Here is a 14,635-nt window from a genome sequence, read left to right on the forward strand (position 1 = left end):
TCGACGCGTCGTTGTGTGAGGGTCACAGCCTCCATCTCGCGGGGTGGTCCTGGCGGGGGAGCGCCGGAGTCTGTTCGGTCATCTGTCGGGCCTGGACCGTCGGCTCGCTCGGTTCGGCGGCGGTGACCCGGTGGCCGGAGGTCAGGACACCCAGGACGAGGACGGTCAGTCCGCAGCCGGCGATGATCCAGCAGGCTGCCGGTCGTGCCCCGGCGGCGACCGCGGCGCCGATCACCGCGATGCCGAGCGCGGAGCCGACCTGTCGGCTGGTCGCGGCGATTGCCGCGGCCACCCCGGCCCGGGCGGGCGGCAACCCGGCGACCGCGGTGGTGGTGACCGGCGCGTTGACGAAGCCGAAGCCCAGTCCGAACAACGCGTATGTGACGTGGAGCAGGGCGGCCGAGGGGTGGGTGGAGCGGGTGACGGCCACGGCCAGCACACCGCTGGAGGTGATGCCGGCCCCCGCGAGCAGCAAGGGGATGCGCGGGCCGCGGGTGCCCACGATCCGCCCGGACAGCGGCGGGCACAGCAGCGACAGCACGGCCATCGGCAGCAGGTGGAGCCCGGTGTCCAGAGCGCTCAGCCTCAGCACCCGTTGCAGATAGAGAGAGTTGACGAACAGGAAGCCGCCGAGTGCGGCGAAGGAGCAGACGGCCGTCGCGACGGCCCCGCTGAAGGACGCGCTGCGGAAGAGTCGCGGCTCGACGAGTGGTTCGGCGCGCCGGTTCTCGTACGGTACGAACCCCATCAACGTGCCCGTCGCGGCGATCAGGCAGGCCACGATCGGCGGCGAGGTCCAGCCCTGGTCCGGCGCCTCGATGAGGGCGTAGGTGAGCGTGCCGAGCAGGACGATCACCAGCAACTGCCCGACCGGGTCCACCCGGCGGGCCCGTGGCGCGCGGGACTCGGGGACGAACATCGCGGCAAGGATCAGCGCGGCCAGGCCGATCGGCACGTTCAGCCAGAACACCGACCGCCATCCGGCCGCGTCGACCAGTACGCCGCCGAGGATCGGCCCGGCCGCCATGCTGATGCCGACCACCCCGCCCCAGACGCCGATCGCCCGTGCCCGCTCCCGGGGCTGGGAGAAGGTGTTGGCCAGGATGGCCATGGCGACCGGGGTGAGCATGCTGCCGCCCGTCGCCTGCACCATGCGGAAGATCACCAGCCACCCCAGGGTCGGCGCCAGGCTGCACAGCGCCGACCCGCCGGTGAACAGTGCCAGCCCGAGCTGGAAGATCCGCCGCCGGCCGACCCGGTCGGCCGTGGAGCCGGCCGGCATCAGCAGCGAGGCCAGCACGATGGTGTAGGCGTTGAGCGTCCACTGGAGGCCGGACACGGAGGAGCGCAGGTCGTCCTGCATCGCGGGCAGCGCGACGTTGAGGATGGTGGCGTCGAGGCTGACCAGCAGCACGCTCAGACAGCAGATGGCCAGAACCAATGACCGGCGCCTGCCGCCGGGTTCGGACATGGGACGCTCCTGTTGGGGTCAGTGCTGCGGTCGGTCGGTGGCGTGGGCGTCGGCGAAGTCCCAGACCAGCGGGAGGAGTTGCTCCGGGGTCTCGACCTGGGGCATGTGGCCGGTGACGGGCAGCAGCTCGAACCGGGCATCCGGAATGGCCGCCGCGAACGCCCGGCCGTAGTCGGCGTCGACGACCTGGTCGCTCTCGCCCCACGCGACGAGGACCGGCTGCGTGACCTTGGCCAGGCGCTCGCGGAGGGTGGGGTCGGCCATCGCATCCGGGCCCGAGTAGACCTCCAGCGCCGCGCGGTTGGCGGCCATGACCGCGCGCTGCGCATCGGTGAGCGCGCTGGGGTCGAAGCGGAACTTCGAGGGGTCGTGGAAGGAGAGACGGGACAGTTCGACGGGCGTCAGGGGGAAGGTGTCGGCGACGGGGTGGCCGGGGACCTCGATGCCGACGGCGTTGACGAGGGTGAAGCTGGTGATCCGCTCGCTGCCGAGTGCGGCCATTTCGGCGCTGATCCAGCCGCCGATGGAGTTGCCGACGACGGCGACGTCCTCCAGGCCGAGTTCTTCGAGCAGCCGTACGTAGATCCGGGCGAGGGTCGTGACGTCGGTCAGCCAGTCGGGGCGGGTGGTGCCGCCGAAGCCCGGGTGGAAGGGGGTGAACACCCTGGCCGGCCGCTGCTCGGCGAGGAGGGCGGCGAACGGCGTGACGGTCTCGGGGCCGCCCCCGCCGTGCAGGAGCAGGAAGGGGTGTCCCTGGCGGCCCTGGAGGTCGACGGTGACGTCGAGGTCGCCCTGGTCGAGGGTGAGGGTGTGGGTGGTGCTGGTCATGGTTGCTCTCCTCGGGTGAACGGTGAACGCGGCCAGTCGGCCGGACCTATGCGAAGTCGGTGGCGGGAGTCGTGGCGTACCGGCTCATGACCTCGACGGTCGACTCCGGGGTCAGTTCCCGACCGCCGGCGATCATGTTCCGCAGGTCCCGGAAGTACTGCACGTACAGGTCGGGCGTGAAGGTGTTGAGCATCACCGCCGGCTCGTCGCCGAGATTGGCGAAGGTGTGCGGGGCGCCGGGCGGGATCATCGCGAGGGTGCCCGCCGGGGCGACGTGGGTCGTCCGGCCGACGGTGAAGTGCACGGTGCCGGAGACGACGTAGAAGCCCTCGTCGTGCTGGGCGTGACGGTGCTGCGGCGGTCCCTGGGTGTGCGGGGCGATGGTGATCTCACCGATCCCGAGGCGGTGACCGGTGGTGCTGCCGTCCTCGAGGATGCGCATCTGCGTACGGCCCAGCTGGATCGTCTCGCCGCCGTCCGGGCCGACCACGGAAACCTCGCTCATTGCTGTCCCCTGTCTGTTCTGGCTCTTCTGTGGCCGTTCGTGAGAGCCGACTCTCACGAGATTAGACAGTCCTCCAGCGTTTATGCAAGTGCACTCTCATGAAGAGAGGTCGATGCTAGGATGATGGTGAACGAACAGGAGGGTCCGGGATGACGGAGCAGGTGGGTACCGGCCGCACCAATCAGAAGAAGCGCACGCGTACGGCGATCGTGGCGGCCGCCCGCGAACTCATCGGCACGGGCGGCGAGGTGACCATGCCCGCGATCGCCCGGGCGGCCCTGGTCTCCGAGGCCACCGCCTACCGGTACTTCCCCGACCTTCCCTCGCTGATCAGTGAGGCCCTGGCCGGGGTGTGGCCGCCGCCCGCCGAGGCGCTCGCGCCGGTCGCGGACTGCGCGGATCCCGTCGAACGTGTCGCCTTCGCCTGTGAGTTCCTGCTCCGCGGCATACTCGCCCGCCAGGGGTCGGTGCGCGCGATGATCTCGGCCACCATCACCCGGCCCGACACGGTGACCACCCGCCCCGGAATCCGTTTCGGGCTGATCGACCACGCGCTCGCGCCCCTCGACGGCACCCTCGGGGCGACGGATCCGGAAGCGCTCGCCCAGCTCAAGCGGGACCTCGCCGTGGTCGTCGGCGCCGAGGCACTCTTCACCCTCACCGACCTGTGCGGGCTCAGCCCCGAAGACGCCGTCGCCAGCGCCGTGCGGACGGCGACCACCCTCACGCAAGCCGCGGTGCGCGCGAACACGTAGTGGCCCGAGGGCAGGCCGCTGCGTGCCGTGGCTTACGCGGTGTCAGGGCCGGGAGCGGGCTCGGCCTCCTTCCGCCTCGTAGGAAGTTCCCCCGCCGACGCGTAACGTGAAGCACCATGAAGATCCTCATCAGTGCCGACATGGAGGGTGCCACCGGTGTCACCTGGCCGGCCGACGTGCTGCCGGGGACGCCGCAGTGGGAGCGGTGCCGGTCGATGTTCACCTCGGACGTGAACGCCGCCGCGCAGGGCTTCCTCGACGGCGGGGCGGAGCAGGTCCTCGTCAACGAGGCCCACTGGTCCATGCGCAACCTGCTGCTGGAACGGCTCGACGACCGCGTGGAGATGCTCACCGGGCGGCACAAGACGCTGTCCATGGTGGAGGGCGTCCAGCACGGCGACGTCGACGGCATCGCGTTCGTCGGCTACCACGCGGGCGCCGGCATGGAGGGCGTCCTCGCCCACACCTACCTGGCCAACCAGATCACCGGGGTGTGGCTGAACGACGTCCGCGCCAGCGAGGGGCTGCTGAACGCGCACGTCGTCGCCGAGTACGGCGTCCCCGTCGTCCTCGTCACCGGCGACGACGTGGCCTGCGAGGACGCGCTCGGGTACGCGCCCGAAGCGCTGAAGGTCGCGGTGAAGGACCATGTGTCCCGGTACGCGGCGGTGTGCCGGACCCCTGCGCGCACCGCCGCCGACATCCGTGCCGCCGCCAAGGAGGCCGCCCGGCTCGCGGTGCGCCACCAGCCCGTCGAGGCGGGGCCGTTCACGGTCGCTGTGGAGTTCGACGCCGAGCACCTGGCGATGGCCGCGACCGTCGTGCCCGGGGTCGCGCGGATCGGGGAGCGGAAGGTGGCGTACACCAGCGCCACGATGTACGAGGGGATCCGGACGTTCAAGGCGGTCACCACGATCGTCTCCGCCGCCGTGGAGGAGCAGTATGGCTGACCAGCAGGCCGATGAACTGGCCCTGGCCGAGGTCGTGGAGTTCACCTCCGGACTGATCCGCATCGACACCACCAACCGGGGCGGCGGGGACTGCCGGGAGCGGCCCGCCGCCGAGTACGCGGCGGAGCGGCTGGCCGGGGCGGGACCGGAACCGGTGCTGCTGGAGCGGACGCCGGGGCGTACGAACGTGGTGGCGCGGATCGAGGGCACGGACCCCTCCGCCGACGCGCTGCTGGTGCACGGTCACCTCGACGTCGTGCCCGCGGAGGCCGCCGACTGGAGCGTGCACCCGTTCTCCGGCGAGATCCGCGACGGCGTGGTGTGGGGGCGGGGCGCCGTCGACATGAAGAACATGGACGCGATGATCCTCGCGGTCGTCCGGTCCTGGGCCCGGCAGGGCGTACGGCCGCGCCGCGACCTCGTCATCGCGTTCACCGCCGACGAGGAGGCCAGCGCCGAGGACGGCTCCGGATTCCTCGCCGACCGGCACCCCGAGCTGTTCGAGGGCTGCACCGAGGGCATCAGCGAGTCCGGTGCCTTCACCTTCCACGACGGCGCCGGCCGGCAGCTCTACCCGATCGCGGCGGGGGAGCGGGGCACCGGCTGGCTGAAGCTCACCGCGCGCGGCCGTGCCGGGCACGGCTCCAAGGTGAACAAGGAGAACGCGGTGACCCGCCTCGCCGCCGCCGTCACCCGCATCGGCGAGCACGAGTGGCGCCCCAGGCTCACCCCGACCGTACGGGCCGCGCTGACCGAACTCGCCGCCGTGTACGGCATCGAGCCCGACTTCACGGACCTGGACCAGCTGCTGGAGAAGCTCGGTCCGGCGGCCAAGCTGGTCGAGGCGACCCTGCGCAACAGCGCCAACCCGACCATGCTGAACGCCGGTTACAAGCTGAACGTCATCCCCGGCGAGGCAGTCGCCTACGTCGACGGACGCTGTCTGCCGGGCGGCGAGGAGGAGTTCACCGCCACCCTCGACCATCTGACGGGCCCGGACGTGAGCTGGGAGTTCGCCCACCGCGAGGTGGCCCTCCAGGCGCCGGTGGACTCGCCGACGTACGCGAAGATGCGGGCCGCCGTCGAGGAGTTCGCGCCAGAGGGGCACGTGGTGCCGTACTGCATGTCCGGCGGCACGGACGCCAAGCAGTTCTCCCGGCTCGGTATCACCGGATATGGTTTCGCCCCGTTGAAGCTGCCCGAGGACCTCGACTACCAGGCGCTGTTCCACGGCGTGGACGAGCGCGTGCCGATCGAGGCGCTGCACTTCGGCGTCCGGGTGCTCGACCGCTTCCTGCGGACGGCCTGAACGATGGGGGACGGGATGCTCAAGACGCCGTACGGATCCTGGCCGTCGCCCGTCGACGCGGCCCTGGCCGCCGCGCACGACGGCCGGCCGGAGTGGACGGGCTTCGTCGGGGACGAGACCTGGTGGACGGAACCCCGGCCGACCGAGGGCGGCCGCCGGGCCCTGGTGCGGCGCCGCGCCGACGGCACCGAGGAGTCGGTGCTGCCCGCGCCGTGGAACGTGCGCAGCCGGGTCATCGAGTACGGCGGCCGGCCCTGGGCCGGGGTGGTGCGCGACGGGCAGCCCCTCGTCGTCTTCGTGCACTTCGCCGACCAGCGGCTCTACCGGTACGAGCCCGGCGCCGAGCCGCGCCCGCTGACCCCGGTGTCGCCCGTGGGCGGCGGGCTGCGCTGGGCCGAACCACGCGTTGACCTGGAACGCGGCGACGTGTGGTGCGTGCTGGAGGAGTTCACCGGGGACGGCCCCGGTGACGTGCGGCGCGTCCTGGCCGCCGTACCGCTGGACGGCTCGGCCGCCGAGGACCGCGGCGCCGTCCGGGAACTCACCGACGACCGGCACCGGTTCGTCACCGGGGCGCGCCTCGCCCCCGACGGCCGCCGCGCGGCCTGGCTCGCCTGGGACCATCCGCGCATGCCGTGGGACGGCACGGAACTGCTCGTGGCCGACGTCGGCGACGACGGCACGCTGCGGGACGCGCGCACCGTCGCCGGCGGACCGGGCGAGGCCGTCGCACAGGTGGAGTGGGCCGCCGACGGCAGTCTGCTCTTCAGCAGCGACCGCAGTGGCTGGTGGAACCTCTACCGCGACGGCACCCCGCTGTGCCCGCGCGACGAGGAGTTCGGCGGCCCCCTGTGGCAGCTGGGCCTGCGCTGGTTCGCGCCGCTGGACGACGGGCTGATCGCGGTCGTGCACGGCAAGGGGGCGACCGTGCTCGGCGTCCTGGACCCGGAATCCGGTGAGATCGCCGACGCCGTCGGCCCGTGGACCGAGTTCCCGGCCCATCTCGCGGCCCACGGCACCCGGGTGGTCGCGGTCGGCGCCGGCCCGCGCACCGCCTACGAGGTGGTCGAGCTGGACACCGTCACCGGCCGGGCCCGCGCGATCGGGGCCCGGCACCGGGACGCCGTCGACCCCGCGTACTACCCGGAGCCGCGGATCCGCGTCTTCACCGGCCCGGACGGCCGCGAGGTGCACGCCCATGTCTATCCGCCGCACCACCCCGAACACGCCGCTCCGGACGGGGAGTTGCCGCCCTATGTCATCTGGGCGCACGGCGGCCCCACCAGCCGGGTGCCGCTCGTGCTGGACCTGGAGATCGCCTACTTCACCTCGCGCGGCATCGGCGTCGCGGAGGTGAACTACGGCGGCTCCACCGGATACGGCCGTGACTACCGGGAGCGGCTGCGCGAGCAGTGGGGCGTGGTCGACGTCGAGGACTGCGCGGCCGTCGCCCGCGCCCTCGCCGACGAGGGCACCGCCGATCCCGCCCGGCTCGCGATCCGGGGCGGCAGCGCGGGCGGCTGGACCACCGCCGCCTCCCTGACCACGACCGACGTCTACGCCTGCGGCACCATCATCTACCCGGTGCTGGACCTGGACTCCTGGGGCCCCGGGGACACCCACGACTTCGAGTCCCGTTACCTGGAGTCGCTGATCGGCCCGCTCGCCGAGGTGCCCGCCCGGTACACCGAGCGCTCGCCGAGCACACACGCCGACCGGCTCACCGCGCCGTTCCTCCTCCTCCAGGGCCTGGACGACGTGATCTGCCCGCCCGCCCAGTGCGAACGCTTCCTCGCCCGGATCGCCGGCCGCGATGTGCCGCACGCCTACCTCACCTTCGAGGGAGAGGGGCACGGCTTCCGGCGGGCGGAGACCATGGTGCGCGCCCTGGAGGCCGAACTCTCCCTGTACGCCCAGGTGTTCAAGCTGGACGTGCCCGATGTCCCGAGGCTGGAGCTGCACACGTGACGGAACTGACGCGCCCCGAGCGGCTGGCCCCGGGCGCCCGGGTGGCCGTCGTCGCCCCCAGCGGGCCGGTGCCCGAGGAACGGCTCCAGGCAGGGCTCGACGTGCTGCGCGGCTGGGACCTCGACCCGGTCGTGGCACCCCATGTGCTCGACCGGCACGGCGAGTTCGGCTACCTGGCCGGCCGGGACGCCGACCGCGCCGCCGACCTGCAGAACGCCTGGTGCGACCCGTCCGTCGACGCCGTGCTGTGCGCCCGCGGCGGGTACGGGGCGCAGCGCATGATCGACCTGCTGGACTGGGACGCCATGCGGGCGGCCGGGCCGAAGGTCTTCGTCGGCTTCAGCGACATCACCGTCCTGCACGAAGCCTTCGCCGGCCGTCTCGGGCTCGCCACGCTGCACGGGCCGATGGCGGCCGGCGTCGACTTCATCAAGAACGCCTCGGCACAGCAACACCTGCGGGCCACGCTGTTCGCCCCGGAGACGGTCCGCGCCATCGCCTCCGGCGGCCGGGCCCTGGTGCCCGGCCGGGCCCGCGGGGTCACCCTCGGCGGCTGCCTGTCCCTGCTCGCCGCGGAACTCGGCACCCCGCACGCGCGCCCCTCGGCGGCCGGCGGGCTGCTGTGCCTGGAGGACGTGGGCGAGGAGACCTACCGGCTGGACCGGTACCTCACCCAGCTCCTGCGCGCGGGCTGGCTGGAGGAGGTGCGCGGGGTGCTGCTCGGCTCCTGGGAGCGCTGCCCGGACTACGCCGAGGTGCGGCCGCTGCTGGCCGACCGGCTCGGCGCGCTCGGCGTACCGGTGGTGGAGGAGTTCGGGTTCGGGCACTGCGCGGGGGCGCTGACGATCCCCTTCGGCGTCACGGCCGAACTCGACGCGGACGCGGGCACGCTGACACTGGACGAGCCCGCGCTGCGCTGAACCGCCGAGGCGTGCGCCCAGGATTTTCGCAGCCGGAGCGGGCGGGACGCCGTACGCTGGCCCGATGCCGCACACCGCACCCCACTGGCTCGCCGAGGGCCCCCGCGTGGCCATCCGTCACTTCACGCTCGAGGACGGCCCCGAGTTCACTGCCCGGGTCCGGGAGAGCAAGGACCTGCACCGGCCCTGGCTGTTCCCGCCGGACAACGACGAGGCGTACGCCGCCTACGCGCGCCCGCTGATCGAGGACCCGACCAAGGCCGGGTTCCTGGTGTGCGAGAAGGACAGCGGGGACATGGCCGGGTACATCAACATCAACAACATCGTGCGCGGCGGCTTCCAGTGCGGCGCCCTCGGCTACGGGGCCTTCGCGCACGCCGCCGGGCGCGGCCTGATGCGCGAGGGCCTCGACCTGGTCATCGGGTACGCCTTCGGGCCGCTCGGGCTGCACCGGCTGGAGATCAACGTGCAGCCCGAGAACACCGCCTCCGTCGCGATGGCGCGCGGCGCCGGCTTCCGGCTGGAGGGGTTCTCCCCGGCCATGCTCTTCATCGACGGCGCCTGGCGCGACCACGAACGCTGGGCGCTCACCGCCGAGATGCGCGAACCCACCGCCTGAACACACCCTTTGCGCAATCCTGACCGGCGCATCCCCTGGCCGATGTGACCCACGCCGGGTTCCATGGTGATCGTGACGAGGATCCGACGTGAGGTACTGACGCTGCCCGCCGCGCAGGTGGGGCCGGACAACCCCCTGCCCCCGCTGCGCCCGCTCGACGAGGTCCACCGCATCGACGACCGCGACCGGGACGGCATGCCCAGGGACATGGCCCGCCAGCTCGGGTACGAGCCGTTGCGCAGCCTGCTCCCGGTCCCCGTCCGCGACGGCTACGACAGAGCCCGCGAGCGCCGCGCTCTCGACGCCCTGGTGATCGAGAACGACCGGCTGCGCGCCACCGTCCTGCCCGGCCTCGGCGGCCGCATCGCCTCCCTGCTCCACCTGCCCACCGGACGCGAACTCCTCTACCGCAACCCGGTGTTCCAGCCGGCCAACTTCGCCCTCAGCGGCGCCTGGTACTCCGGCGGCATCGAATGGAACATCGGCGCCACCGGCCACACCACCCTCTCCTGCGCGCCCCTGCACGCCGCGCGCGTCCCCGCCCCCGACGGCGGGGAGATGCTGCGCCTGTGGGAGTGGGAGCGGCTGCGCGACCTGCCCTTCCAGGTCGACCTGTGGCTGCCCGACGGCTCCGACTTCCTCTACGTCGGCGTCCGCGTCCGCAACCCGCACGAGCGGCCGGTGCCGACCTACTGGTGGTCCAACATCGCGGTGCCGGAGGAGTGCCGGGTGCTGGCCCCCGCCGAGGAGGCCTGGCACTTCGGCTACGAGCACCGGCTGCGCCGGGTGCCCGTCCCGTCGTACGACGGCATCGACCGCACCCACCCCCTCAACAGCCCCTACGCCGCCGACTACTTCTACGAGGTGCCGGACGGCCGCCGCCGCTGGATCGCCGCGCTGGACGCCGACGGCCACGGGCTGGTACAGACCTCCACCGACGTCCTGCGCGGCCGCAAGCTCTTCGTCTGGGGCCACCTCCCCGGCGGCCGGCGCTGGCAGGAGTGGCTGACCGAGCCCGGCACCGGCGGCTACTGCGAGATCCAGGCCGGACTCGCCCGCACCCAGCTCGAACACGTCCGGCTGGAGGCCGAGAGCGAGGTGTCCTGGCTGGAGGCGTACGGCCCGCTCGACGCGCCGCCCGAGGGGGAGTGGCCGCAGGCCGTCCAGGGCGCCGAGGAACGGCTGGAGTCCGCCCTGCCCCGGGCCCGTGTCGACGAGGCGTACGCGGCCTGGCTGCCGTCCGCCGACACCGAACCCGGCGAGATCCTGGCCGCCGGATCCGGCTGGGGCGCGCTCGAAGTGCTGCGCGCCGACTGGAAGCTGCCCGGCACCCCGTTCCCCGAGTCCACCCTCGGCGAGGCACAGGCACCCTGGCGGGAACTGCTGCGCACCGGCTCCCTGCCGGAGCCGCGCCGGGTACGGCCGCCCGGCGAGACCCTCGTCGCCCCGCACTGGCGGGACATGCTGGAGACCGCGCCCGCCACCCCGCACACCGAGTACCACCTCGGCGTCGCCCAGTGGCACGCCGACGACCGCGCCCAGGCCGTCCGCAGCTGGGAACGCGCCCTCGAACTCGCTCCCTCGCTCTGGCCGTTGCTGCGCTGCCTCGCCGTCGCCGACCAGGAGTCCGGCCACCACGAACGGGCCGCCGAACGCTACGCGGACGCCTTCGACGACCTGTGCCGCGAACGGCGGGACGACGGTGCGGCGTGGACGGCCGCCATGGCCGCGCTCGGCCGGGAGACCCTGCAGGCACTGCTGACGGTGCGGCGGACGGCGGACGCCCGGGCGGTCCGGGACCGGTTGCTGCCCGCCGTACGCCGGCGCGGCCGGTTCCGGCTGCTGGAAGCCGAGCTGCTCCTCGCCGAGGGACGGCCCGCCGAGGCGCGAGCGGTCTTCGACGCGGGGTTCGAGGTCGCCGACCTGCGCGAGGGCGAGGAGGTACTGGGCCGCCTCTGGGCCCGGCTCACCGACGAGCCGCTGCCCGCCCGGTACGACTTCCGGATGCGGCCCGACACCGTCTGACGGTCTCAGCCGCCCCGCTGGTCGACGTACTCGAACACCGACCCGTCCGGATGCATCGCGAGCAGGTTCCGGCCCACCGGCGTCGGCACCGGCCCCGCGATGATCCGGGCGCCCAGGTCGGTCAGCAGCCGGTGCGCCTCGTCCACGTCCTTGACGGCGATGGTCGCCGTCACCCTGCGCAGGATCTCCAGTTCCTCCTCGGGACCGCTCATCAGCAGAAAGGAGCCGATCGCGGCGACCTGGACCCCGCCGCGCTCGAACCGCAGGGCTCTGCCGCCCGCCAGACGCTCGTAGAAGGGGATCGCGGTCTCGAGGTCGTCGACGCAGATGCGCAGCGAGGCGCCCAGAATCTCCATGCGCCCGAGCCTAGTTGGGGCGGCTCCGGGCGTGCAGGGTGCCGCCTCACGTCATCGGCGGCACATCCCCGGGCGCCCCACCGTGACTACCCCCCACCTCCCCCGCCGAGCCGCGGCAGCACCTTCGTCCGGTAGAAGTCGAAGAACCCCTTCTGATCGCCGCCGATCTGGTTCACGTACACGCGGTCGAACCCGGCGTCGGCGAACGCCGTCAGCGTGGACACATGCTGCTCGACGTCGTCCCCGCACACGACCTTCTCGCGCACCACGTCCTCGGTGACCAGCTCCTGCAACTGCTCGAAGTGCCGCGGCGACGGCAGCACCTGCCCCATCTCCCCGGGCAGCAGTTCGTTGAACCAGAGCCGGCGCACGGTACGCGCGCACTCCGCGCGATCGGTGCCGTAACAGACCTTCGTCCCGCCGCTCACCGGCTTCGTCCCGCCCCCGCCCTTGCGGAACTGCGTGACCATCTCCTCCTCGGGCGTCATGGTGATGTACCCGTCGCCCACCCGGGCGGCGAGCGACGTCGCCTTCGGACCGAACCCGGAGATGTCGATGGACACGGGTTCCTCGGGGACGGTGTAGAGGCGGGCGTTCTCCACGGTGTAGTGCGCGCCCTGGTGGTTGACCTCCTCGCCGGTGAACAGCCGGTGCATCACCTGCACGGCCTCCTCCAGCATCTCCAGCCGCACGTGCACCGGCGGCCAGCGGTCGCCCAGGATGTGCTCGTTCAGCGCCTCGCCGGTGCCCACGCCCAGCCGGAAACGGCCGTCGGTCATCACCGCGCTCGTCGCCGCCGCCTGCGCCGTCACCGCCGGATGCATCCGCACGGTCGGACAGGTCACCGCCGTCTCGATCGGCAGCGACACCGCCTCCGACAGCGCGCCGATCACCGACCACACGAACGGGCTCTGCCCCTGCGCGCCGCTCCACGGGTGGAAGTGGTCGGAGATCCACAGCGCCCGGAAGCCGGCCTGCTCGGCCATCCGGGCCTGCTCGACGAGGGCGGCGGGGCTGTGCTCCTCGCTCGCCAGGAAATAGCCGTACTCGGGCATGGGAGAACCTCCGCGCGGGCGACGGTGATCCGCTGTGGTCCGGGCCCGGACCGGGTAACCGGGGCCCGGCGGGCGAAACGCCGGGGGCGTGGCGCGGCGTTCGGGTGCTCCGACCGGCGTACGGGTGACCCGTCCGGCGTTTGGGTGCCCCGCCCCCGGTTACGCGGAAGACCTCGGACGAGCCACACCGCCGGAGGCGCACCGTGAGCCGACCTCATGTCGTGATCGTCGGCGCCGGTTTCGCCGGGTACCGGGCTGCCCGTACGCTGGCCCGGCTGACCCGGGACCGGGCCGACGTCACCTTGCTGAACCCGACCGACTACTTCCTGTACCTGCCGCTGCTGCCCCAGGTCGCCGCCGGCATCCTGGAGGCCCGCAGGGTCACCGTGTCGCTGCCGGGCACCCTGCACGGGGTGCGGATGGTGCTCGGCGAGGCCGAGCACGTCGACCTCGACGGCCGTACGGTCCACTACTCCGACCCCGAGGGCGGCATCGGCACCCTCGGTTACGACCGGCTGGTGCTCAGTGTCGGCAGCGTCAACAAGCTGCTCCCCATCCCCGGGGTCGCCGAGCACGCGCACGGCTTCCGCGGGCTGCCCGAGGCGCTGTACCTGCGCGACCACGTGACCCGCCAGGTGGAGCTGGCCGGCGCGGTGGACGACCCGAAGGCCTGCGCGGCCCGCTGCACCTTCGTCGTGGTCGGCGCCGGCTACACCGGCACCGAGGTGGCCGCCCAGATGCAGCTGCTGACCGACCGGCTGGCCCGCAGGCAGCCGCTCACCGCCGGGTTCCGGCCGCGCTGGATCCTGCTGGACGTGGCACCGCGCGTGCTGCCGGAGCTGGACGAGCGGCTGTCCCGCACGGCCGACCAGGTGCTGCGCGCTCGGGGCGTCGACGTGCGGATGGGGACGTCGGTGAAGGAGGCCACCCATGACGGGGTGCTGCTCACCGACGGTGAGTTCGTCGCGTCCCGGACGCTGGTGTGGTGTGTCGGGGTACGGCCCGATCCGCTGGTGGAGGCGATCGGGCAGCCGCTGGAGCGGGGCCGGCTGATCGTCGACCCGTATCTGCAGGTGCCGGGCCGGCCGGAGGTGTTCGGCTGCGGGGACGCGGCCGCCGTACCGGACCTGGAGCAGGCGGGGAACGGCGGGTCTGGGGATTCGGCCCCGGAAAGGCGCAGCACGCCGATGACGGCCCAGCACGCGTGGCGGCAGGGCCGGGTGGCCGGGGAGAACGTGGCCGCCTCGCTCGGCCTCGGCCGGCGCCGGCGGCCCTACCGCCACCGCGACCTGGGTTTCGCCGTCGACCTCGGCGGGACCCGGGCCGCCGCCAACCCGTTCGGCCTCCCGCTGTCCGGCCCGGCGGCCGGTGCGGTCACCCGCGGTTACCACCTGGCCGCGCTGCCCGGCAACCGCGTCCGCGTGGCCGCCGACTGGCTGCTGGACGCCGTACTGCCGCGCCAGGGCGTCCAGTTGGGCCTCGTACGGTCCTGGTCGGTCCCCCTGGACACGGCCTCTCCGGAGCTGGCCCGCGTACCGGGCGTCCCAGAGGGGGCGGGCGGACCGGAACGGACGGACGGACCGAAAGAGCCGGACGGACCGGAGCGGGCGGAAGAACCGAAACGGACGGAAGAACCCATGCAGGCGGAAGATCCGAAGCAGGCGCAAGAACCGAAGCAGGCGCAAGAACCGAAGCAGGCGCAAGAACCGAAGCAGGCGGAAGAACCGAAGCAGACGGAAGAGCCCGAGCAGGCCGATGTACCGGAGCGTGCGAGCGAGCCGCCCGCCGCCGGGCGCGAGCTCGGGGACCACCCCGCCCCCGGCCCCGTCAAGCGCACCGATCCCCCCGACCCCCGGGACTCGGCCCCCGGATGA

Annotated in this window: 13 protein-coding genes; 8 read left to right on the forward strand and 5 right to left on the reverse strand. The window is 73.0% G+C overall.

Annotated features, from left to right (window positions below):
- Positions 1–22: 22 nt before the first annotated feature.
- From SRB17_RS38610 to SRB17_RS38620, 3 genes are read right to left on the reverse strand one after another with little or no spacing between them, the layout of a single operon-like run.
- On the reverse strand, positions 23–1,471 hold the full coding sequence (locus SRB17_RS38610) for a DHA2 family efflux MFS transporter permease subunit (protein ID WP_153545866.1): 1,449 nt from the start codon (positions 1,469–1,471) through the stop codon (positions 23–25).
- An 18-nt stretch (positions 1,472–1,489) separates the two neighbouring features.
- Positions 1,490–2,299, reverse strand: coding sequence for an alpha/beta fold hydrolase (locus SRB17_RS38615; protein WP_153545868.1), 810 nt, complete (start codon positions 2,297–2,299; stop codon positions 1,490–1,492).
- 46 nt (positions 2,300–2,345) lie between these two features.
- A complete protein-coding gene (locus tag SRB17_RS38620) occupies positions 2,346–2,804 on the reverse strand; it encodes a cupin domain-containing protein (RefSeq protein WP_153545870.1) in 459 nt (152 codons plus the stop codon).
- 149 nt (positions 2,805–2,953) lie between these two features.
- Between SRB17_RS38620 and SRB17_RS38625 the strand changes: the two genes are divergently transcribed.
- The 7 genes from SRB17_RS38625 to SRB17_RS38655 all read left to right on the forward strand — a co-directional run bounded on the left by SRB17_RS38625 (position 2,954) and on the right by SRB17_RS38655 (position 11,350).
- Positions 2,954–3,559: a TetR/AcrR family transcriptional regulator gene (locus SRB17_RS38625; RefSeq protein WP_153545872.1), complete on the forward strand. Its 606-nt coding sequence runs from the start codon at positions 2,954–2,956 to the stop codon at positions 3,557–3,559.
- Positions 3,560–3,675: 116 nt separating this feature from the next.
- Entirely contained in the window at positions 3,676–4,509 is an 834-nt protein-coding gene (locus SRB17_RS38630; RefSeq protein ID WP_153545874.1) for a M55 family metallopeptidase, read from the forward strand.
- Positions 4,502–5,818 (forward strand): M20/M25/M40 family metallo-hydrolase, encoded by a 1,317-nt coding sequence (locus tag SRB17_RS38635; RefSeq protein ID WP_153545876.1) that lies wholly within the window; start codon positions 4,502–4,504, stop codon positions 5,816–5,818. Before SRB17_RS38630 ends, SRB17_RS38635 begins: the two co-directional genes overlap by 8 nt.
- Before the next feature lie 15 nt (positions 5,819–5,833).
- Entirely contained in the window at positions 5,834–7,786 is a 1,953-nt protein-coding gene (locus tag SRB17_RS38640) for a prolyl oligopeptidase family serine peptidase (RefSeq protein ID WP_416237122.1), read from the forward strand.
- Positions 7,783–8,706, forward strand: coding sequence for an LD-carboxypeptidase (locus SRB17_RS38645; RefSeq protein WP_323377245.1), 924 nt, complete (start codon positions 7,783–7,785; stop codon positions 8,704–8,706). The genes SRB17_RS38640 and SRB17_RS38645 overlap by 4 nt, the downstream gene beginning before the upstream one ends.
- 64 nt (positions 8,707–8,770) lie before the next feature.
- Positions 8,771–9,325, forward strand: coding sequence for a GNAT family N-acetyltransferase (locus SRB17_RS38650; RefSeq protein WP_153545880.1), 555 nt, complete (start codon positions 8,771–8,773; stop codon positions 9,323–9,325).
- A 63-nt stretch (positions 9,326–9,388) separates the two neighbouring features.
- A complete protein-coding gene (locus SRB17_RS38655) occupies positions 9,389–11,350 on the forward strand; it encodes a DUF5107 domain-containing protein (protein ID WP_153545882.1) in 1,962 nt (653 codons plus the stop codon).
- A 5-nt stretch (positions 11,351–11,355) separates the two neighbouring features.
- On the opposite strand, the gene SRB17_RS38660 is transcribed toward SRB17_RS38655, so the two are convergent.
- Positions 11,356–11,706, reverse strand: coding sequence for a VOC family protein (locus SRB17_RS38660; protein ID WP_153545884.1), 351 nt, complete (start codon positions 11,704–11,706; stop codon positions 11,356–11,358).
- Positions 11,707–11,792: 86 nt separating this feature from the next.
- Positions 11,793–12,761 carry an LLM class F420-dependent oxidoreductase gene (locus SRB17_RS38665; RefSeq protein WP_153545886.1) on the reverse strand — a complete coding sequence of 323 codons (969 nt, stop codon included), beginning with the start codon at positions 12,759–12,761 and terminating at the stop codon, positions 11,793–11,795.
- Positions 12,762–12,964: 203 nt separating this feature from the next.
- Here SRB17_RS38665 and SRB17_RS38670 point away from each other — a divergent pair, with 203 nt between their 5' ends.
- Entirely contained in the window at positions 12,965–14,635 is a 1,671-nt protein-coding gene (locus SRB17_RS38670; RefSeq protein WP_323377248.1) for an FAD-dependent oxidoreductase, read from the forward strand.

The sequence above is a fragment of the Streptomyces sp. RB17 genome, assembly GCF_009604455.1.
GTDB lineage: Bacteria > Actinomycetota > Actinomycetes > Streptomycetales > Streptomycetaceae > Streptomyces.